Genomic DNA, 19,684 nt, shown 5'->3' with positions numbered 1-19,684 from the left:
CCATAGGGCGGCGATTACAGGAATTGCTCGTATCTGAGCGTAAAAACAAAGCTTTATGAGAGGTACTTGGCGGACAGGGTGGGATTCGAACCCACGGTAGGCTTGCACCTACGGCGGTTTTCAAGACCGCTGCCTTAAACCACTCGGCCACCTGTCCTATGCCTCGCCTGGCTAGCGCCAGACGGCGGTATTGTCACCTGCGGTGACGTCTCCGGCACTTACGCGCCTCCGACTCCAAGACCGCTGCCTTAAACCACTCGGCGCGCCTCCTATGTCTCGGCTGGCTAGCGCCAGACGGCGGTATTGTCACCACCCCTTTACGCGCCCTTTGCCGGGCACTCGCACCCCGCCAGACCCCTTCCAGACGCGTCTTGACCCGGTTCAGACCCCCTCCTGAAGCGCAATCCGGCGCTGTTTCACGTGAAACAGCCCTTGCGCCGGCGGCTCGCCGCAACCGTCCACGGCTTCCCCCGTTCGGTTGTTGGGAATTCATCCAAGGTATGACATCCCTAGCGGCATGATTCCCCGCCTGCTCCCTGCCGCCGCATTCGCGCTTGCGGCTCTTGCGACCCTCGGCGCGCCGCCATCCTCCGTGCCGGCCGGGGCGCAGGCGAGTGCCGACGGGATCCCCTTCGAGGCCTATCTCGAACTGCTCAAGGCCCGCGCCCGCGCCGAGGGTGTGCGCGAGGAAACGCTCGACCGGATGACCTCGGGGCTGACCCCCAATCCGCGGGTGATCGCGCTCGACAACAACCAGCCCGGCAGCGCCACGACCCGCGGCTATCCGCCGATGTCGAACTATATCGCGACCCATGTCGATGCCGCGCGGATCGGCGGCGGGCGCGCGGTCTACAGCCAGCACCGCGACCAGCTCGCACGGATCGAGGCGCAGTACGGCGTGCCGGCCTCGATCATCATCGCGATCTTCGGTCACGAGACCAGCTATGGCCGGGTGAAGGGCGACTTCGATCTCGCCCGCAGCCTCGCGACGCTCGCCTGGGAAGGGCGGCGGCGCGAGCTCTTCGCGGGGGAGTTCGTCGCGCTGATGAAGATCGCCGACAAGGGCTATGACCGCTCGCAGCTGGTGGGGAGCTATGCCGGGGCTTTCGGCAATCCGCAGTTCCTCCCCAGCATCTACCTGCGGCTTGCGACCGACGGTGATGGAGACGGGCGGGCCGACATTCTTTCCAACAGAGCCGACACCTTCGCCTCGATCGCCAACTATTTTCGCGATGCCGGGTGGCGGCCGGGCCAGCCCTGGGGCGTGCGCGCGGCGGTGCCTGCGGGCTTCGATGTCTCGCCCTATCGCACAAGGCTCGTCTCGCCGGTCTGCCCCCGCGTCCACGAGCGCTTCAGCCGCTGGATGACCGTGGCCGAATGGCGCGCGGTGGGCATCGAGCCCCTGCGCCCCTTGAGCGATGACGTCATGGTGTCATTCTTCCAGCCCGATGGCCCCGGCACCCCGGCATGGCTGCTCACCGGCAACTTCCGCGCGATCCTCGAATACAACTGCTCGAGCTATTACGCCCTGAGCGTGGGGCTGCTCGCCGACGAAATCGTGAACTGAGGGGCCGCCCCGCCTCGCCAAGCGGGAAGGGGGCGGGTATAGCCGCGCGCGTGATGCTTGCCCGATACCTGCGCCCCGCCGCGCATCTGCTGTCCCTGTTCGCCTTCGTGATCGCCGGCCCCGTCATGGCCGTGCCCGATCCCGGCAATGTGCCGCCCGCCGTGCCCACCGCGACCGAGGCGCCGGTGGCGCTGCTGGTCGATCTGGGAAGCGGCCAGATTCTCCACGCCCGCCACCCCGACGCGCGCTTCATGCCCGCCTCGGTCACCAAGGTGATGACGCTCTACCTCGCCTTCGAGCTGATCGCCCAGCGGCGGCTCGATCCCGCACAGGTGTTCGCCATGAGCCCCGAGGTTGCGCGCGAATGGCGGCGCAAGGGCTCGACCATGTTCCTCGACAGGGGCGAGCAGGTGCGGGTCGACGATCTGCTGCTCGGCATCGCCAATGTCTCGGCCAATGACGGGGCGGCGGTGCTGGCTGAGGGGCAGGCCGGATCGCTCGCGGCGTGGACCGCGCAGATGAATGCGACGGCGCTCGCGCTTGGCATGACAGGCAGCCACTTCGAGAGCCCCAATGGCTGGCCAGACGAAGGCCGCACCTTCACCACCGCGAGCGATCTGGTGACCCTCGCCCGCGCGATGATCACCCGCCATCCGGACAAGTTCGGCTACTACATCGGCCGCGCGGGGCTGGATTACAAAGGCATCGCTCAGGTCAATCACGATCCGATGATCGGGCGTGTGCCGGGGGCGGACGGGATCAAGACCGGCTTCACCAACGAGGCGGGTTTCTCCTATCTCGGCACCGCGCGGCGCAACGGGCAGCGGCTGGTCATGGTGCTCGCCGGGGTCGAGAACGGCCGCCTGCGCGCGCGGATCGCCAAGGGTTATATCGAGTGGGGCTTCTCCGCCTTCGACCGCAAGCCGCTGTTCGCGAATGGCGCCATCGTCGGGGAGGCGCGGGTGCAGGATGGCGACGCGCGCCATGTGGCGCTGAAGGCTGCGGGGCCGGTCGCGATCAACCTGCCGCGCGGGAGCAATCCGTCGCTCACCGCGACTATCCGCTACGAAGGCCCCCTGCGCGCACCGCTTACCGCCGGGCAGGAAGTCGCCATGCTGGAGGTGACGGCGGAGGGTGTCGCCCCGGCCCGGATCCCGCTCTACGCCGCCGAGAGCGTCGGCACAGCCGGGCCGCTCGACCGGATCGTCAACGCTATCGCGGGCGTGTTCTCGTGACCGCGCCCGGACGCTTCATCGCCTTCGAGGGCGGGGAAGGTGCTGGCAAGTCCACCCAGGGCCGCCTGCTGGCCGAGGCGCTGCGGGCGCGGGGCCTCACCGTGCTGATGACCCGCGAGCCGGGCGGTACGCCGGGTGCCGAGGCTATCCGGAACCTGCTGCTGTCTCCGCCGGGAGAGGGCTGGCCGCCGCAGGCCGAGGCCCTGCTTTTCGCCGCTGCCCGGGCCGACCATGTCGCGCACCTGATCCGCCCGGCACTCGCGCGCGGCGAATGGGTGATCTGCGACCGCTTCGTCGATTCGAGTCGCGCCTATCAGGGCGGGGCAGGGGGCCTCGGCGATGATGCCATTACCGCGCTCCACGCCTTCGGCAGCGATGGCCTGCGCCCCGACCGGGTGATCCTCCTCGAAGGTGACGAGGCCGCGCTCGCCTCGCGTCTCGCCGCGCGCGGAGAGGCCGCCGATGCCATCGAAGGGCGCCCGGCCAAATATCACCGCGCCGTCGCCACCGCCTTCCGCGGGCTCGCCGAGGCCGACCCGCAAGGCTTTGCCCGGATCGACGCCATCGGCTCGCCCGAGGACGTTCACGCCCGCATCCTTGCCGCAATCGCGGATCTGCTGCCGTGACCGATTGGCCCAACCACGCCGAAGCCTGGCGCCAGTGGCGCGATGCGCTGGGCGGCGAGCGGATGCATCACGGCTGGCTGCTCGCGGGCAAGTCCGGCCTCGGCAAGCGTGACTTCGCCATGGCCGCCGCGCGCGAGCTTGTGGCAGAGCCGGGCGTGTCGCAGCCGCAAGGCGACCATCCCGACATCATCACGCTCACCTACGGCCCCAAGGACGACAAGGCCGAGCGTGCCGCCGCAGACGGCAAACCCTTCGAACTCGCCCGCTCGATCCGCATCAAGCAGATCCGGGCGATGCAGAAGCGCCTTGTCACCCGGCCGACGCTCGGGAGCCGCCGCGCGATCATCATCGATCCGGCCGATGACATGGAGAAGGCGGCCGCCAACGCGCTGCTGAAGAGCCTCGAGGAGCCGCCGGCGGGCACCTTCTTCCTCCTCGTCACCCACCGCCCGGCGCGGCTGCTGCCGACGATCCGCTCGCGCTGCCGCACGCTGCGCTTTCCGGTGCTGACCGACAGCCAGCTGGGCGCGATGCTGCATGCGGCGGGGCTGCCGTCCGATCCGCAGGCGATCGCGGCCGCCGAGGGCTCGTTCGGCGCGGCGGTGCGCTTTGCCGAGCAGGATCTGGCCCCGATCGCGCGGGTTATCTCGGGACTGCTCGCAGGCGGCGACAGCGGCATCACCGGCCGCGGCGAGCTCGCGCGCCTGATCGGCCAGCGCGCCGACCGCGAACGGGTGCAGGCCGTGCTCGACCTCGCCCAATCGCTCGCTGCCCGCGCCGCGCGCGCGGCCGAGGATCCCGCCCGCCGCGCCCGCCTGATCGATGCCCACGCCGCGCTGGTGAACCTTGCCGCCGAAGCGCCCACCGCCAATTTCGATCCCGCCATGCTCCCCTTCGAGATCGGCAGCTTGCTTGTCGCCGCCGCCCCCGCTAGCGAACCGGCCCATGGCTGACACCACCCCCTTCTACATCACCACCGCGATCAGCTACCCCAACGGGCGCCCGCATATCGGACACGCCTACGAGGCGATTGCGGCCGACGTGATCGCGCGCTTCCAGCGGCTTTCGGGCCGAGCCGTCCGTTTCCAGACCGGCACCGACGAGCATGGGCTGAAGATGGCGCGCAAGGCCGAGGAACAGGGTCGCACCCCCGCCGATCTGGCCGATGAAATGTCAGGCTATTTCAGGACTATGTGCGACGCTCTGAACGTGTCCTATGACCGCTTCATCCGCACGTCCGAGCCCGATCACCACCGCGCCAGCCAGGCCATCTGGCAGGCGATGGAGGCTTCGGGCGATCTCTATCTCGACCGTTACGAGGGCTGGTACTCGGTCCGCGACGAGGCCTATTACGACGAAAGCGAACTCGTGGAAGGCGAGGGGGGCGAGAAGCTCTCCCCGCAGGGCACGCCGGTCGAGTGGACGGTCGAGGAAAGCTGGTTCTTCCGCCTTTCGAAGTACGAAGGCCAACTGCTTGAATTGCTGAAGAGCCCCGGCTTCCTCGAACCGGCAAGCCGCCGCAACGAGATGATCGCCTTCGTCGAGCAGGGCCTGCGCGATCTTTCGGTCAGCCGCACCTCCTTCGACTGGGGCGTGAAGGTGCCCGGCTCCGATGGCCATCTCATGTATGTGTGGGTCGATGCGCTCACCAACTATTTGACAGGGCTCGGCTATCCCGAAGACATGGGCGAGTTCTGGCCGGCGAGCCTGCATCTGATCGGCAAGGACATCGTGCGCTTTCACACGATCTACTGGCCTGCTTTCCTGATGAGTGCCAATCTGCCGCTGCCGAAGAAGGTGTTCGGCCACGGCTTCCTGCTCAACCGTGGGCAGAAGGAATCGAAGTCGCTCGGCAATGTCACCGATCCGGTCGAGCTGGCCGAACGCTTCGGCGTCGATGCCTTGCGCTACTTCCTGATCCGCGAAGTCGCCTTCGGACAGGATGGCAGCTATTCACCCGAAGCCATTGTGCAGAGAGCGAATGGCGAGCTCGGCAATGCGTTCGGCAACCTCGCCCAGCGCACACTCGGTTTCATCGCCAAGAACCTCGAAGGCTATCTGCCGGCCATCCGTGGGCACGATGCCGCAGATACGGCCCTGTTCGAGATAGTGAACCGCGCGATCACGACCGAAATTCCGCAAGCGTTCGAGAGCCTTGCGCTCCAGCAGGCGGTCGAGGCGTGGCTTCAGGCGGTGTTCGCCTGCAACGCCTATATCGATGCCCAGGCCCCATGGACGCTGCGCAAGACCGACCCGGAGCGGATGGAGACGGTGCTCGCCACGCTCTACATCTGCATCGCGCAGCTTGCGGTCGCGATCAGCCCGGTGATCCCGGCGAGCAGCGCGAAGCTGCTGGATATGCTCGGCGTGCCCGATGATCTGCGCAATCTCGATGGGATCCGCAGCCACTGGTATTCGCCACTTGCCGAGAGCGATTACCAGCTCAGCCCGCCGACCCCGCTGTTCCCCCGGCTCGAACTGCCCGCCGAGGACGCCTGATGCTGGTCGATAGCCACTGCCACCTCGAGTACAAAGGCCTCGTCGAGGACCGCGAGGGGGTGCTGGCGCGCGCGCGGGCGGCAGGAGTGGGGGCCTTCCTCAACATCTCGACCCGACAGAGCGAATGGGATCAGGTGGTCGGCACCGCCGCGCGCGAGGCGGATGTCTTCGCCAGCGTCGGCATCCACCCGCACGAGGCCGATGCGCATCAGGACCTCGGCCGTGCGGTCTTGCTCGAAGCGACGCGGCACCCCAAGGTCGTCGCGATCGGCGAGACCGGGCTCGACTACTATTACGACAAGTCGGACAGAGAGGCGCAGAAGTCTCTGTTCCGCATGCATATCGACGTCGCACGCGAGACGCAGCTGCCGCTGATCATCCACACCCGCGATGCCGAAGAAGATACCCACGCGATCCTCGCCGAGGAGATGGGGAAGGGGGCTTTCCCGGCGCTGATCCACTGCTTCACCGCCTCGGCCGATTTTGCCGAAAAGGTGCTGGCACTGGGCCTCACGATCTCGCTCTCCGGCATCGTGACCTTCAAGAATGCCAAGGACTTGCAGGAGGTCGCGAAAGTGATCCCTGAAGACAAACTGCTGGTCGAGACTGACAGTCCCTTCCTCGCACCGGTCCCGCATCGGGGCCGGGTGTGCGAGCCGGCCTATGTCGCCGATACCGCGGGTTTCGTCGCGGGCCTGCGGGGCATCGAGGTGGAGCACCTCAAGCGGGTGACCACGGCGAATTTCTTCAAGCTTTTCAGCAAGGCGGCGCTGTGAAGCTGGTCATGCTCGGATCGGGCACTTCGACCGGGGTGCCGCGGCTGGGCGGACCGGATGGCACGGGCGACTGGGGCGACTGCGATCCGAACGAGCCGCGCAACCGCCGCACGCGGGTCTCGATCATGGTCGAGAGCGACGAAGGCAAGCGCCTGCTGGTCGACACCTCGTCCGATTGCCGCGCGCAGCTGCTCGCGAACAGCGTCGGCCATATCGACGCAGTGTTCTGGACGCATGACCACGCCGATCACTGCCACGGCATCGATGATCTGAGGGTGCTGCGCTACGGACGCGGCGGGCCGATCCCGGGCTTCGCTTCGACCGAGACCGTCCGGCGCCTGCGCCAGCGCTTCGGCTATGTCTTTGCGGGGCAAGAAGGCTATCCGACGATCTGCACGATCGACACGCTCGACCGGCTGCGGATGATCGCGGGCTTCGGGGTCGACTGGTGCCAGATGGCGCATGGCCCAGGCGAAACCACGGCCTATCGTTTCGAAGCCGATGGGAAGTCCATCGGCTATGCTACCGATTTCAGTGCGATTTCCGACGAGATGATCGACCTGTTCTACAAGGTCGACATTCTCGTGAGCGATTGCCTTCGCCGTGAGCCGCATCCGACCCATGCACATCTCGGCATGGCGATCGAACTGGGAGAAAAGGCGCGCGCCGGGCACGTGGTTCTCAGCCATCTCGACAAGAGCATGGACTATGCCGCGCTGTGCGCCGAGGTCCCAGACTTCGTGACGGTCGGTTATGACGGGCTGGAGATGATCGCATGAGCGACGACATGCTGCTGCCGCTGGTCACAACGCTCGGCTGGCTGATTCTGGCATCGAGCGCGGTCGCCTCGATGCGGCTCGGTTGGGGCCAGATGGTGAAGATGGCGCTGGCGTGGGTGGTGATATTCGGCGCCGTCTTCGTGATCGTGCAATGGTTCTTCTACGTGCAGGATAGCGCCTCCTCGCTGATATAGATTTTACATAATATATATTATCCATCTCGAGGAACAGGATGAGCGACGTCCCTCCAGCATCCCCTATCGACCATCTGCTCGCGATCATGGCGCAGCTGCGCGATCCGGTCGACGGGTGCGACTGGGACACCGCCCAGACCTTCGAAACCATCGCGCCTTACACGATCGAGGAAGCCTACGAGGTCGCCGATGCCATCGCGCGCGGCGACATGGCGGAACTGCGTGAAGAGCTCGGCGATCTGCTGTTCCAGGTCGTGTTCCACGCCCGCATGGCCGAGGAAGCCGGCTATTTCACATTCGCCGATGTGGCCGCCGCCATCAGCGCAAAGATGGAAGCGCGTCACCCGCATATCTTCACCGACGCCGGCGGCACGATGGACGAAGCACGCTGGGAGGATCTCAAGGCCAAGGAGCGCAGCGCCAAAGGCATCGCCTCGGCGCTCGACGGCGTGGCGCTCGCTCTGCCAGCATTGATGCGCGCCGAGAAGCTCCAGAAGCGCGCGGCGCGCACGGGCTTCGACTGGCCCGATCCGTCAGGCTCCGAAGCGAAGATCGCCGAGGAAATCGAGGAGCTCAAGACCGCTGGTTCGGAACAAGAGCGGCTCGAGGAAGCCGGCGACCTGCTCTTCGCGGTGGTCAATTACGTCCGTGCCTACGGCATCAGCGCCGAGGAGGCACTGCGCGCCGCCAACGCCAAGTTCGAGCGGCGCTTCCGCGCTATGGAGGCTCTCACCGGGGCCGAAGCGTTTGCTCAGCTCTCGCTCGATGCGCAGGAAGCGCTCTGGCAACAGGTCAAGAAAGCCTGACAAGCCTCAGGAAAGACTGGCGAATTGCCCCAGTTCCTTGGGGTTCAGCCGGACGGTCACCCGGCGCATCGGACCTGCCTCACCCTCGCCGCCATCATCATCGGCCAGCACATCGCCATGAGCATGGAGCCAAGCAAGCCGGCGTCCGTCACTGACGGGCAGCAGAAAGCTTACCTCGCGTGCTCCGCCGGTCAACAGGCGGGCGAGCTCGGCTTCGAGCAGGTCGACGCCCTGCCCCGTCGCGGCCGAGAGTATCACCGCCCCCTGCCCTTCTGATGCCTCGCGCAATTCTGCAAGCGAATCAGCGTCCAGCAGGTCACACTTGTTCCAGACTTCGATGATCGGAATGCTGCTCGTGCCGGTTTCGCTGTCGACCACCCCGAGATCGGCCAGCACTTCGAGCACCTGCTTCTTCTGCGCCGCGTGGCTCGGGTTTGCCATGTCGCGCACATGGCAGATCACGTCGGCAGCGGTGACCTCTTCGAGCGTGGCGCGGAAAGCGGCGACGAGTTGCGTCGGCAGATCGGAGATGAAGCCCACGGTGTCGGAGAGGATCGCCTTTTCCACGCCGGGCAGGCCGATCGCCCGCATGGTCGGGTCCAGAGTGGCGAAGAGCAGGTCTTCCGCCATCACCTCAGCGCCCGTCAAACGGTTGAAGAGCGTGGATTTTCCGGCGTTGGTATAGCCCACCAGCGCCACCACCGGCCAAGGTGCCCTCCCCCGCCGGTCACGGTGCAGGGCGCGGGTCTTCTTCACCTGTTCGAGATCGCGGCGCAAGCGGCCCATCCGCTGGCGGATCATGCGGCGGTCGGCCTCGATCTGGGTCTCGCCCGGACCGCCAAGGAAGCCAAAGCCGCCGCGCTGGCGTTCGAGGTGGGTCCAGCTGCGCACCAGGCGGCTCTGCTGGTAGTCGAGATGCGCCAGTTCGACCTGCAACCGCCCTTCCGCGGTCGCCGCGCGCTCGCCGAAGATTTCGAGGATGAGCCCCGTCCGGTCGATCACCTTGCGCTTCAGCCGGTCCTCGAGATTGCGCTGCTGGATTGGGGTCAGCGCGCCGTCGACGATCACCAGCTCGGCCTCGGCTTGCGCGCACCAGATGCCGATATTCTCGACCTGGCCGGAGCCGAACAGCGTGTTGGGTTGCATCTGGCGCACCGGCAGCACGGCCGAATGGGCGATCACCACCCCGATCGCGAGCGCCAGCCCCTCAGCCTCGGCCAGACGTTCGGCCGGGTCGAGGTCGTAGCGCAGCGACCGGATGTCCGGGCATAGCACCACGGCCCGCGCACCGCGGGTAACCTCGTCGGCAAACTCGCTGTCGAAACTCAGTCGTCTATCCCGTCGTCTTCGCCGTCATCATCGTCGACGCTGAGGTCGACCGGGGATGCGGGCTGGATGGTGGAGACGGCGTGCTTGTAGGCAAGCTGCACCGCGCCGTCGCGTTCCAGCAGCATACAGAACAGGTCATAGGCGGCAATGCGCCCCTGCAGCATCACGCCATTCACGAGGAACATCGTGACCTGAACCTCGGCATCGGCGACGCGGCTGAGGAACACGTCCTGCAGCAGCTTCTGCTTGCGACCGCCCGACTGGCTGCCGAACTGCGCCGGATCGAGCGACTGGCCCGGCATGATCGTGCTGATCGCATGCTTGTAGACCAGCTGCGACTGGCCATCGCGGCGCAGCAGGATCGAGAAATTGTCGAACCATGTGACAATCCCCTGAAGCTTCACGCCCTTCACCAGGAACATGGTGACCGGAATCTTGTTCTTGCGCAGCAGGTTAAGGAAGGCGTCCTGAAGATTGCCGCCCTGGCGGAGAGCAGGCCCGCCGCTCTTGCCGGAAGCGGCTTCAGCCTGCGCCGGCGGGCGCGAAATCGGTCGGGGGGAGAGCGTTCGCCCGGTCGACATGGTCGTGGCTCCTGTTTTTGGCGGGCGTTTGTGCCCGCGTGGGGATTAGGCTGCCGCAAAAAGCAAACGGTCAGCAGCGCAGTCCCTCCATAATGGCGCTTGCGCCGCTCCGGGACAAGGCCGGATTTTGCGCAAGACTATCACGGCCTTTCGCGGTCAGTCCTCGTCGTCGCGGCGGTCGGCCATGCCCAGCAGCTTGAGCTTCCGGTGAAGCGCGGAGCGTTCCATCCCGATGAAGCTCGCGGTCTTGGAGATATTGCCGGAAAAGCGCCGGATCTGGATCGAAAGATACTCGCGCTCGAAGCTGACGCGGGCCTCGCGCAGCGGCACGCCCATGATCGCCGAGAGGCTGTCGCTCGCAAGCCCGATCTGCCCGCCGATGATTTCGGGCGGCAGCATGTCGGGCTCGACCGTGCCGAGCCGCTCGCGCGGGGTCATAATGATCGTGCGCTCGACGACATTGCGCAGCTGGCGGACATTGCCCGGCCAGTCATAGGCCTGGAGTGCCGCCATCGCCTCGGTCGAAATCTCCGGCGGCGAGAGGCCCTGGTCGTTCGAATAGCGGGTGAAGAAATGCTCGGCGAGCGCGGGGATATCCTCGCGCCGCTGGGCGAGCGAAGGGATCGTCACCGGCACAACGTTGAGGCGGTAGAACAGGTCCTCGCGGAACCGCTTTTCGGCCATTTCGACATTGAGGTCGCGGGTGGTGGAGGAGACAACCCGCACGTCCACCCCGATCTGCCGCGTACCGCCGACGCGCACGAAGCTCTGGTCGGTCAACACGCGCAGGATGCGCGCCTGGGTGGAAAGCGGCATGTCGGCGATCTCGTCGAGGTAGAGCGTGCCGCCGTCGGCCATCTCGAGGAGGCCCGGGCGCACCTGTTTGCCCCCCACTTCCTCGCCGAACAGCTCCTGCTCGAAGCGCTCGGGCGTGATGCGCGCCGAATTCACCAGCACGAAGGCGCCATTGGCGCGCGCGCTCCACGCGTGGAGCAGGCGCGCGGCGACTTCCTTGCCCGCCCCGGCCGGGCCCGAAATCAGCACGCGGCTGCCGGTGCTGGCGACCCGCTTGAGGGTTGCGCGCACATTGTTGATCGCGGGCGAGTTGCCGGTGAACTCGGCATTGCCCCAGCTACCCTCGCGCAGTCGCGAGTTCTCGCGGCGCAGGCGTTCGGTCTCGGTCGCGCGTTCGACGAGCAGGAGCAGCCGCTCGGCCTCGAAGGGCTTTTCGATGAAGTCCATCGCCCCGCGCCCGACCGCCGCCACTGCGGTGTCGATATTGCCGTGGCCCGAGAAGATGATCACCGGCAGGTTCGGCTCGCGGGTCTTGATCGCATCGAGCAATTCGAGCCCGTCCATCTGGCTGCCGTGGAGCCACACGTCGAGCAGCACCAGCGAAGGCCGGCGCTCGTCGATCGCGGCCAGCGCCTCGGTGCTGTCGGCCGCAGTCCGGCAGGCATAGCCCTCGTCGCCGAGGACGCCTGCCACCAGTTCGCGAATATCGCGTTCATCGTCGACGATCAGGATTTCGAGGGCCATCGGGCGGGTCCTTCGGAGGTGAGGTGGGGAACGACCGAAAGCGGGATCATGCATCGCCGCCTTCAATTGGGTTGGGATTGCGGGCGAAGCGCAAGGTGACGCGCGTGCCGCCGGTTGCGCTGCTCGCAAAGCTCATGTCGCCGCCATGCTCGTCGACGATCTTGTTGACGATCGCGAGGCCGAGCCCGGTGCCCTTCTCGCGCGTGGTGACATAGGGCTGGGTCAGCCGCTCGGGATTGGCGGGAAGGCCGATGCCATTGTCCTCGATGGTGACGACAATGGATTCGCCCGCATCGCGCATGGTGACGGCAATCTCGCCGGCATAGGCCCCCTTCGCCTCGGCAGCGCGCGCCTCGACCGCTTCGACCGCGTTCTTGAGGACGTTGGTCATCGCCTGACCGAACTGGTGGCGGTCGCAGCGCACCTCACGGTCGATCAGCTCGGAGGAGGCGACGCTGAAAGCGATGCCGGAATGAGCGACTTCCTGCAGGAACACCGCCTGCCGGACGAGATCGAGCGCGTCTTCGTCACGGAATACGGGCTTGGGCAGGCGCGCGAAGGAGGAGAATTCGTCGACCATCGTGCGCAGATCGCCGACCTGCCGGACGATGGTGTTGGTGAGATCGTCGAACAGCTCGCGGTCCTCGTCGGTCACCTGCTTGCGATAGCGGCGCTTCAAGCGCTCGGTCGCCAGCTGGATCGGGGTAAGCGGGTTCTTGATCTCGTGCGCGATCCGGCGCGCCACATCGGACCATGCGGCCTGGCGCTGGTCGAGCAGCTGTCGGGTGATGTCCTCGAAGGTGATCACGTGCCCGCCGCCGGTGCCTGGCGCGACCTTGACCGCGAGAGTCAGGAGGTCGGTGCCCTTTGCATGGGTGACGATCGCGCGCTCCTTGCCTTCGGCGACGATCCGCGCAACCTCGGGCGCTAGGGTCTCGAGCGACTGTCCGACGAGGTCGGCGGGCAGGCCGTCATGCGCGAGCAGAGCCTGCGCGGAGGAGTTCATCAGCGTCACGCTCGCCGCCGCATCGACCGAGACGACACCAGCGGTGACCGATTCCAGAACGGCCTCGGTAAAGGCGCGGCGGTCGTCGATCTGGCGGTTGGCGCTGACGAGGGCTTGCGTCTGCTTCTCGAGCTGCGCGGTCATGCGGTTGAAGGCGCGGTTCAGGAGACCGATCTCGTCCGCGCCGGTGCGCCCCTCGAGCCTGAGCGCGAAGTTCCCCTGCCCCACCTTGCGCGCCGCGCCGACGAGGTCGGTTAGCGGCTCGACCTGCCGGTCGGCGAAGCGCAGCGCGAACCAGATCGCGAGGCCCACCAGCAGCAGGCTGACAGTGACAAGCGCGAGGTTGAAGCGCAGCTGGAGCGTGCGGGCGCTTCCCGTCAGGCGGTCATATGCGGTCACGATCGATTGCGCGCGCGACCACGAGTTGAACATCGTCTCCTCGGTGGTGCGCGCGTTGTAGAGGTATACGCCCGACTGCGCGTCGATCGGCACCAGCGCCTCGATCCGCTCGGGGCTGCCAACCACCACCGCCAGCTCGCCGCGGTCGAGGCGGGGGAGCGCCTTGCGGCTGAATTCCTGCGGGCTTCCGTCCTTGGTGAGGTTCACCGCCACCGCCGTGCGGAACGAACCGTCAGGCATGCGCTGGAGGATCGCGCTTTCCGAGATTTCGCGGCCGCGCACCTGATAGGTGTAGAAGTCGGGAAAGTCGGGATCGGTGATCGGCACCCGCGAAAGCGTGTCGCGCATGTCGGTCGCCATGGTGATCGAGTTCTGTTCGACGTTGCGCTGGTTGGAATCGTAGTAATTCTGCGCCAGCGCGTTGGCGTTCTCCATCAGCCCGCGGGATTCGTCGGAGAACCAGAAGTCGACGCCGGTCTGGAACAGGAAAGCGGCAAAGCCCGCGACCAGCAAGGTCGGCAGGGCGGCGACCATCGAAAAGAAGAACACGAGGCGCACATGCAGCCGCGCGGTGCTGCCCGAGGCGCGGCGCAGCGCGAGGCGGCGGCCGATCAGCACCAGCAGCATCATCGCCGGCACCAGCGTTGCCATCAGCAGGATCGAGACCTGCATGGTGGGCAGCAGATCGTCCGGCGCACCCGAGCGGCCGAAGGTCGACCATGTCGCGACGACCGCTCCCGCCAGTGCAACCACCGCAAAGACCTCGAGCCACAGGAAGATATTGGCGCGCCGCGCCGCTACCATGAAGCGCCGCCACCAGCGCGGCGGCTGCCGCGGGATCAGGCTCGGCGTTCTGGGCGGGACTTGCTCCATCGTTGCCACTTTACAACAATGGTGTGGCAGAAGTGCAAGATACAATCGGCTGAAAACTGTGGTTCTGCGCCATCATGTGCCGCAGCAGCGGTGATCAGGCGGGCGAAAAGCGGTCCGGATCGAGCCCCAATTCGCCGATCCGCTTGCGCAAGGTGTTGCGGTTGATGCCGAGCAGCTGCGCCGCGCGCAACTGGTTCCCGCCTGTCCGACCCAGTGCGTACTCGATCAGCGGCTTTTCGAAAGCCGCAAGGGCACGGTGGTAGAGCGCACCTGACGGCGGGTTCTCGGCGGCGAGCCAGCCCGCCAGCGCCGCGCCGAAACCGCCCTGCCCTTCGCCCTGCGGCAGCGAGGCGGGGGTGAGTTCCGGGCCGATGATGTCGAAAACGCTGTCCCCGTCGATCCGCTCCTCGCGCGCCATCAGCGCAAGGCGGTAGACGACATTGCGCAGCTCGCGCACGTTGCCCCGCCATGTCCGCGCCTCGAGCCGCTCGATCGCCTCGGGGCTCAGGACGCGGCGCGGCAGGCCGTCCTCAGCGGCGAGCACGAGGAAATGCTGGGCCAGCGCGGCAATATCCTCGCGCCGCTCGCGCAACGGCGGCAGGACGATGGGAACCACGTTGAGGCGGTAGAACAGGTCCTCGCGGAAGGTGCCCGCGGCGATCATCGGGGTGAGGTCGCGGTTGGTGGCGGCGATGATGCGGACATTGACCGCGATTTCCTGCCGCCCGCCCACACGCCGGATCCGCCCCGATTGCAACGCGCGCAGCAGCCGGGTCTGGGCCTCGGCGGGCATGTCGCCGATCTCGTCGAGGAACAGCGTGCCGCCATTGGCCTGTTCGAACTTGCCGATCGCCTGCGCGATGGCCCCGGTGAAGGCGCCCTTCTCGTGCCCGAACAGCTCGCTCTCGACGAGGTCGGCGGGAATGGCGGCGGTGTTGACCGCGACGAAAGGCCCCGTCCGGCGATTGCCGAGCTCGTGGATCGCCTCGGCCACCAGCTCCTTGCCGGTGCCGCTCTCGCCGGTGACGAGCACCGTCAGATCATTGCGCAGCACGCGCGTGATCATCCGGTAGACGCCCTGCATCGCCGGACTGCGCCCGACCAGCGGCATCCGCTCGCCCTCGCCCGGGATCGCCGCTGCCGTGTCGTCCACCGCAGGCGAACGCGCGCCCGCGGCCTGGCGCACGGCGTGGACCAGCTCGTCGAGATCGAAGGGCTTGGGGAAATACTCGAAGGCCTCGCTCTCGCTCGCGCGCACCGCGGTATCGAGCGTGTTCTGCGCCGAAAGGACGATCACCGGCATGTCCGGCGCCTTTTCGCGCACGGCCGAAAGGCTGGCGAGACCGTCACCATCCTCGAGGATCACGTCGGTCAGCATCACCGCGAACCGGCGCGCTGCGAGTTGCTTGTCGCGCGCTGCGATGCTGGTGCAATGCGCGATGGCAAAGCCCTCGTCCTCGAGTGCGGCGATGATCACCGTGGCAATCGCGGTGTCATCCTCGACAAGCAGGATCGGATCGTTCGAATTGGCCATCGGTTCAGAGCGTGTCCGGTGCCTGCGGCAGATGCAGGCGGAAATTGGTGAGGCCCGAACGGGCATCGCGGTCGTGGCTCACATTGCCGTTCATGTCGCGCACCAGCTTCCTCACCAGCGAGAGGCCGAGCCCCTGCCCCGAGGGCTTGGACGAGACGAAGGGCTCGAACACATGGTCGCGCAAGGTCGGGTCGATGCCGGGGCCGTTGTCGGAAATGGTGATCTCGATCGGCAGCGGCACTGCGCGGCCGTTGCGGATCGCGCTGAAGGCGAGGCCGCTGACGAAGCGGGTCTGGACGATGACCACACCGTCCCTGGCTCCCGTCCCGCCCTTCCCCAGCGCCGCATCGCGGGCGTTGGAGATGAGGTTGATCAGCACCTGTTCGAGCGCATCGCGGTTGGCGAGCACCGGCGGGAGCGAGGGGTCGAACTCCTCGCGGATCTCGACTTCGCCCAGTGAACTCCCGGCCGCGCGCATGGTCGCCACCGCAGCGCGGATCGCCTCGTGCGGGTTGCAGGCATCGAAGGGGCCGGTGCGGGTGCTGCCCAGCTGCTGCATCCGGTCGATCAGCCGCGCAATGCGATCAACCTCGTCGGTGATCATCCGCGCGAGCTTCTTGTCGGCATGGGGGAGCTTCCTCGCAGCGAGTTGGCCCGCTCCGCGGATAGCGGCGAGCGGGTTCTTGATCTCGTGCGCGAGCACCGCCGGCGCGCCGAGCATCGCTTCGCCGCCTGCGGGATTGGCGCTCTCGTCATGGCCGATCTGCGACAGGGTCACCACCCGCCACCCGGGAAAACCGCCGAGCGGCGAGGCAGTGAGGTTGACGCGGGTTTCCTGCACCCCGACGCGGATCGCGAGGTCCCGGGCGACCAACGCCTCGTCACTCGCCACCAGACGCGCCTCGACCCGCGGATCGAGCGGGCCGATGCGATCTGTCAGCCGCGTGCCGACGAGCCGCACCGCGCTGGTGCCGAGCAAGTCCTCGGCGGCGTGATTGACCTCGGCAATAAGGCCATCGGGATCGAGCAGGATCAGCGCGAAGATCAGTCCTGCCAGCTGCGCACGCGCATCGGGGCGATTGCCCGGTTGCGGTTCGAGCGGAATGGACGCCATGCGTCAGGCCGCCTGCTGCATGAGGAAAGGTGTATAGAAGCGCTCGATCTCGCCGAGCACCTGGTTCGCATCGTCGATGAAGTTCACCTGGTTGCGGAACTCGGCGGAGCCGTGAAGCCCCTTGGTGTACCACCCGAGGTGCTTGCGGGCCATCTTCACCCCGGTCTCGCGCCCGTAGTGGTCGAGCATCCGGTTATAGTGTTCGACGACGACGGCATATTGCTCGTCGATCCCCGGCGTGGCGCGCGCCTCACCGGTGCGCCACCAGTGCATGACCTGCCCGAGCAGCCACGGCTTGCCATAGGCCCCGCGTCCGATCATCACCCCGTCCGCGCCCGATTGCTCAAGCGCCTTGGCCGCGTCTTCGATGGTGCAGATGTCGCCGTTGACGATCACGGGGATGCTGACCGCGTCCTTGACCTTGCGCACGAAGGCCCAATCGGCGCTGCCCTTGTACATCTGGTTGCGGGTGCGGCCGTGGACGGTGATCATCTTGACGCCGAGGTCCTCGGCGATGCGCGAGAGTTCCGGCGCATTGAGGCTTTGGTGATCCCAGCCCATCCGCATCTTGACCGTGACCGGCACCTTCACCGCCTTGACCGTCGCCTCCATCAGTCGGACCGCAAGCGGCACTTCGCGCATCAGCGCCGAGCCGGCGAACTGGCCGACGACCTTCCTTACAGGGCAGCCGAAATTGATGTCGATGATCGCCGCGCCGTTGCCTTCCTGGATCTTCGCCGCCTCGGCCATGCTGGCGGGATCGCAGCCGACCAGCTGCATCGACACCGGCTCCTCGATCCGGTCCCACGCGGTCTTCTGGGTGCTTACGCGCGTCTCGCGGATCGCGGCCTCGCTCGCGACCATCTCGGTGACGTTGAGGCCCGAGCCATAGCGCCGCACCAGCGTGCGGAACGGCATGTCGGTCACGCCGGTCATCGGCGCGAGCACGACTGGCTCGGCGACGGTAACGGGGCCGACAGCAATCGGCTTCAAGGGCGGCGGGGCGGGAAGCTGTGACATATCGGAAGGGTTTGCCTAAAATTTGGGCAAGCGCTTAGTGGATTGCCGAAAGCGCGTCCAGACCTTAAGCGAGCCCGCGATGGCGAGCCCCTCCCCCCTCCCCCCGTTTGCGGCGATCGTGGTCGCGGCCGGCAAGGGCCTGCGGGTCGGTGGGGATACCCCCAAGCAATTCCGCGAATGGCGCGGCAAGCCCCTGATCCGGCACTCGGTCGAAGCGTTGCTTGCAGCCGGTGCGCGGCCGCTCGCAGTGGTCATATCGCCCGATGCAAAAGCCCACGCCGAGGCGGCTCTTGCGGGTCTTGAAGGGCTCGATTTCGTAGATGGCGGCGCGACACGTCAGGATTCCGTCCGGGCCGGACTGGAGGCGCTGGCCAAGGCCGCGCCGACCAGTGTGCTGATCCACGATGCCGCCCGCCCGAACCTGCCGCTTGCGGTTACCGAGCGCCTGCTCGCTGCGCTGGAGGCCCACCCCGGGGCGATCCCCGTTCTGCCCGTGGTCGACAGTCTCGCTGTGGCCGGGACAAGCGGCATGATGACCGGCAAGGCCGAGCGTGAGAGCCTCCGCCGCGTCCAGACCCCGCAGGCCTTCCGCTTCGATGCCATTCTCGCCGCGCACCGCGCCTGGGCCGGCCCGACCGACGCGGGCGACGATGCGCAGGTGCTGATGGCCAGCGGCGGTTCAGTTGCGCTCGTCGATGGTGACGAGCGCTTGAAGAAGATCACCTTTGCCGAGGACCTGATGGACCAATCCGCCACCCCCGCCTTTCGTATCGGTCAGGGCTATGACGTCCATCGACTGGAGGCGGGTGAGGAGCTGTGGCTCGGCGGGGTGCTGATCCCGCATGACAAGGGCCTCGCCGGGCATTCGGACGCTGACGTCGCGCTCCACGCGATTACCGACGCGGTGCTCGGCGCTGTCGGCGAGGGGGATATCGGCACGCACTTTCCGCCGAGCGATCCGCAATGGCGCGGGGCGCGTTCGGGGCAGTTCCTCGAACACGCCGTCGGCCTTGCGCGCGCCGCCGGATACGCCATCGCCAATGTCGACCTTACCCTGATCTGCGAGGCGCCCAAGATCGGCCCGCACCGCCCCGCCATGCGCGCCGAAGTTGCGCGGCTGATGGGCGTGGACGAGGGCGCCGTCAGCATTAAGGCCACCACCACCGAGAAACTCGGCTTTACCGGCCGCGGCGAAGGCATCGCCGCGCAGGCCATCGTCCTTGTCACCCGCACCGCCTGAGGAGACCTGCAATGCCCGCCCGCCGTATCCTTGCCCCTGCCCTCGCCCTGACTGCGCTGACTTCGACCACCGCAGCGCAGGCCCAGCAGGCCGCCTGCGTCAACGCTGCCGACCTGTCGGACGCGGTGATCTACGCCATGCCGATCGCCTACGACGCCACCCGCACCGCCTGCGCCAATCGCCTTTCGCGCGACGGGTTCATGGCCAAGCAGGGCGATGCCTATATCGCCAAGTTCCGCGCCGGGCAGGACAAGGCCTGGCCGGGTGCCTTCCGCTTCCTCAAGGTCTACATGGACCAGAACGCAGCCGAGGATAATGCCGGCGACGCCGACATGATGGCGATGCTTTCCTCCATGCCGCAGGAGGCGCTGCGGCCCTTCGTCGATGCCCTCGTCGGCCAGATGATCGCTGCGGAGATCAAGGGCGACAGCTGCGGGAAGATCGAACGCGGGCTCGAACTCGTCAGCCCGCTGCCGGTGGAGAATGTCGCCGGGCTTGCGAGTTTCCTCGTCGAGCTGTCCGAGATCAAGAACCCGGTCCTGTGCCCGGCCGACAAGCGCAAGTGAA

The 19,684-nt window shown here is 66.9% G+C and carries 18 protein-coding genes and 1 tRNA gene; 11 read left to right on the top strand and 8 right to left on the bottom strand.

Going from position 1 to position 19,684, the window contains the following annotated elements; translation table 11 throughout:
* Positions 1 to 67 precede the first annotated feature (67 nt).
* Positions 68 to 157 (bottom strand) — tRNA-Ser (locus BZF57_RS04875).
* 360 nt (positions 158 to 517) lie between these two features.
* On the opposite strand from BZF57_RS04875, the gene BZF57_RS04870 reads away from it, so the two are divergent.
* Genes BZF57_RS04870 through mazG form a run of 9 tightly spaced genes read left to right on the top strand, consistent with a single transcriptional unit; the run spans position 518 to position 8,482 of the window.
* On the top strand, positions 518 to 1,567 hold the full coding sequence (locus tag BZF57_RS04870; protein WP_086735245.1) for a lytic murein transglycosylase: 1,050 nt from the start codon (positions 518 to 520) through the stop codon (positions 1,565 to 1,567).
* A 53-nt stretch (positions 1,568 to 1,620) separates the two neighbouring features.
* Positions 1,621 to 2,802: a D-alanyl-D-alanine carboxypeptidase family protein gene (locus BZF57_RS04865; RefSeq protein WP_086735243.1), complete on the top strand. Its 1,182-nt coding sequence runs from the start codon at positions 1,621 to 1,623 to the stop codon at positions 2,800 to 2,802.
* The gene (tmk, locus tag BZF57_RS04860; RefSeq protein WP_086735240.1) at positions 2,799 to 3,428 is read left to right on the top strand and encodes a dTMP kinase; all 630 of its coding nucleotides are present in this window, start codon (positions 2,799 to 2,801) and stop codon (positions 3,426 to 3,428) included. The genes BZF57_RS04865 and tmk overlap by 4 nt, the downstream gene beginning before the upstream one ends.
* Positions 3,425 to 4,381 carry a DNA polymerase III subunit delta' gene (locus tag BZF57_RS04855; RefSeq protein WP_086735238.1) on the top strand — a complete coding sequence of 319 codons (957 nt, stop codon included), beginning with the start codon at positions 3,425 to 3,427 and terminating at the stop codon, positions 4,379 to 4,381. Before tmk ends, BZF57_RS04855 begins: the two co-directional genes overlap by 4 nt.
* The gene (metG, locus tag BZF57_RS04850) at positions 4,374 to 5,927 is read left to right on the top strand and encodes a methionine--tRNA ligase (protein WP_086735236.1); all 1,554 of its coding nucleotides are present in this window, start codon (positions 4,374 to 4,376) and stop codon (positions 5,925 to 5,927) included. The genes BZF57_RS04855 and metG overlap by 8 nt, the downstream gene beginning before the upstream one ends.
* Positions 5,927 to 6,703: a TatD family hydrolase gene (locus BZF57_RS04845; protein ID WP_086735234.1), complete on the top strand. Its 777-nt coding sequence runs from the start codon at positions 5,927 to 5,929 to the stop codon at positions 6,701 to 6,703. Before metG ends, BZF57_RS04845 begins: the two co-directional genes overlap by 1 nt.
* Positions 6,700 to 7,482 (top strand): MBL fold metallo-hydrolase, encoded by a 783-nt coding sequence (locus BZF57_RS04840; RefSeq protein ID WP_086735232.1) that lies wholly within the window; start codon positions 6,700 to 6,702, stop codon positions 7,480 to 7,482. Before BZF57_RS04845 ends, BZF57_RS04840 begins: the two co-directional genes overlap by 4 nt.
* Complete coding sequence (locus tag BZF57_RS04835; RefSeq protein WP_086735230.1) at positions 7,479 to 7,676, top strand: hypothetical protein; 198 nt, start codon at positions 7,479 to 7,481, stop codon at positions 7,674 to 7,676. The genes BZF57_RS04840 and BZF57_RS04835 overlap by 4 nt, the downstream gene beginning before the upstream one ends.
* Positions 7,677 to 7,714: 38 nt before the next feature.
* Entirely contained in the window at positions 7,715 to 8,482 is a 768-nt protein-coding gene (mazG, locus tag BZF57_RS04830) for a nucleoside triphosphate pyrophosphohydrolase (protein WP_086735228.1), read from the top strand.
* Positions 8,483 to 8,488: 6 nt separating this feature from the next.
* On the opposite strand, the gene hflX is transcribed toward mazG, so the two are convergent.
* The 7 genes from hflX to dusB all read right to left on the bottom strand — a co-directional run bounded on the left by hflX (position 8,489) and on the right by dusB (position 17,877).
* Entirely contained in the window at positions 8,489 to 9,760 is a 1,272-nt protein-coding gene (gene hflX, locus BZF57_RS04825) for a GTPase HflX (protein WP_240505856.1), read from the bottom strand.
* 47 nt (positions 9,761 to 9,807) lie between these two features.
* Entirely contained in the window at positions 9,808 to 10,392 is a 585-nt protein-coding gene (gene hfq / locus BZF57_RS04820; RefSeq protein WP_086735224.1) for an RNA chaperone Hfq, read from the bottom strand.
* 156 nt (positions 10,393 to 10,548) lie between these two features.
* Entirely contained in the window at positions 10,549 to 11,931 is a 1,383-nt protein-coding gene (ntrX, locus tag BZF57_RS04815) for a nitrogen assimilation response regulator NtrX (protein WP_086735222.1), read from the bottom strand.
* Positions 11,932 to 11,977: 46 nt separating this feature from the next.
* Positions 11,978 to 14,209: a sensor histidine kinase gene (locus BZF57_RS04810; protein WP_086735220.1), complete on the bottom strand. Its 2,232-nt coding sequence runs from the start codon at positions 14,207 to 14,209 to the stop codon at positions 11,978 to 11,980.
* A gap of 94 nt (positions 14,210 to 14,303) precedes the next feature.
* Positions 14,304 to 15,743 (bottom strand): sigma 54-interacting transcriptional regulator, encoded by a 1,440-nt coding sequence (locus tag BZF57_RS04805; protein ID WP_086735217.1) that lies wholly within the window; start codon positions 15,741 to 15,743, stop codon positions 14,304 to 14,306.
* A gap of 4 nt (positions 15,744 to 15,747) precedes the next feature.
* The gene (locus BZF57_RS04800; RefSeq protein WP_086735214.1) at positions 15,748 to 16,857 is read right to left on the bottom strand and encodes a two-component system sensor histidine kinase NtrB; all 1,110 of its coding nucleotides are present in this window, start codon (positions 16,855 to 16,857) and stop codon (positions 15,748 to 15,750) included.
* Positions 16,858 to 16,860: 3 nt separating this feature from the next.
* A complete protein-coding gene (gene dusB, locus BZF57_RS04795; RefSeq protein ID WP_086735212.1) occupies positions 16,861 to 17,877 on the bottom strand; it encodes a tRNA dihydrouridine synthase DusB in 1,017 nt (338 codons plus the stop codon).
* Positions 17,878 to 17,956: 79 nt separating this feature from the next.
* Between dusB and BZF57_RS04790 the strand changes: the two genes are divergently transcribed.
* Both BZF57_RS04790 and BZF57_RS04785 read left to right on the top strand, forming a co-directional pair.
* Positions 17,957 to 19,117: a bifunctional 2-C-methyl-D-erythritol 4-phosphate cytidylyltransferase/2-C-methyl-D-erythritol 2,4-cyclodiphosphate synthase gene (locus BZF57_RS04790; RefSeq protein ID WP_086735210.1), complete on the top strand. Its 1,161-nt coding sequence runs from the start codon at positions 17,957 to 17,959 to the stop codon at positions 19,115 to 19,117.
* 11 nt (positions 19,118 to 19,128) lie between these two features.
* Positions 19,129 to 19,683, top strand: coding sequence for a hypothetical protein (locus tag BZF57_RS04785; RefSeq protein ID WP_086735208.1), 555 nt, complete (start codon positions 19,129 to 19,131; stop codon positions 19,681 to 19,683).
* The last annotated feature ends 1 nt before the right edge of the window (position 19,684 follow it).

It is taken from the genome of Erythrobacter colymbi (assembly GCF_002155685.1).
Lineage (GTDB): Bacteria > Pseudomonadota > Alphaproteobacteria > Sphingomonadales > Sphingomonadaceae > Erythrobacter > Erythrobacter colymbi.
The sequence above is the reverse complement of the archived record's forward strand: the minus strand, read 5'-3'. Positions and strand labels throughout refer to the sequence as shown.

Coding starts and splice junctions, on each gene's coding strand:
- BZF57_RS04870 (WP_086735245.1), top strand. CDS start 518: ATGATTCCCCGCCTGCTCCCTGCCGCCGCATTCGCGCTTGCGGCTCTT.
- BZF57_RS04865 (WP_086735243.1), top strand. CDS start 1,621: ATGCTTGCCCGATACCTGCGCCCCGCCGCGCATCTGCTGTCCCTGTTC.
- metG (WP_086735236.1), top strand. CDS start 4,374: ATGGCTGACACCACCCCCTTCTACATCACCACCGCGATCAGCTACCCC.
- BZF57_RS04845 (WP_086735234.1), top strand. CDS start 5,927: ATGCTGGTCGATAGCCACTGCCACCTCGAGTACAAAGGCCTCGTCGAG.
- BZF57_RS04835 (WP_086735230.1), top strand. CDS start 7,479: ATGAGCGACGACATGCTGCTGCCGCTGGTCACAACGCTCGGCTGGCTG.
- mazG (WP_086735228.1), top strand. CDS start 7,715: ATGAGCGACGTCCCTCCAGCATCCCCTATCGACCATCTGCTCGCGATC.
- hfq (WP_086735224.1), bottom strand. CDS start 10,392: ATGTCGACCGGGCGAACGCTCTCCCCCCGACCGATTTCGCGCCCGCCG.
- ntrX (WP_086735222.1), bottom strand. CDS start 11,931: ATGGCCCTCGAAATCCTGATCGTCGACGATGAACGCGATATTCGCGAA.
- BZF57_RS04810 (WP_086735220.1), bottom strand. CDS start 14,209: ATGGAGCAAGTCCCGCCCAGAACGCCGAGCCTGATCCCGCGGCAGCCG.
- BZF57_RS04805 (WP_086735217.1), bottom strand. CDS start 15,743: ATGGCCAATTCGAACGATCCGATCCTGCTTGTCGAGGATGACACCGCG.
- BZF57_RS04800 (WP_086735214.1), bottom strand. CDS start 16,857: ATGGCGTCCATTCCGCTCGAACCGCAACCGGGCAATCGCCCCGATGCG.
- dusB (WP_086735212.1), bottom strand. CDS start 17,877: ATGTCACAGCTTCCCGCCCCGCCGCCCTTGAAGCCGATTGCTGTCGGC.
- BZF57_RS04790 (WP_086735210.1), top strand. CDS start 17,957: ATGGCGAGCCCCTCCCCCCTCCCCCCGTTTGCGGCGATCGTGGTCGCG.
- BZF57_RS04785 (WP_086735208.1), top strand. CDS start 19,129: ATGCCCGCCCGCCGTATCCTTGCCCCTGCCCTCGCCCTGACTGCGCTG.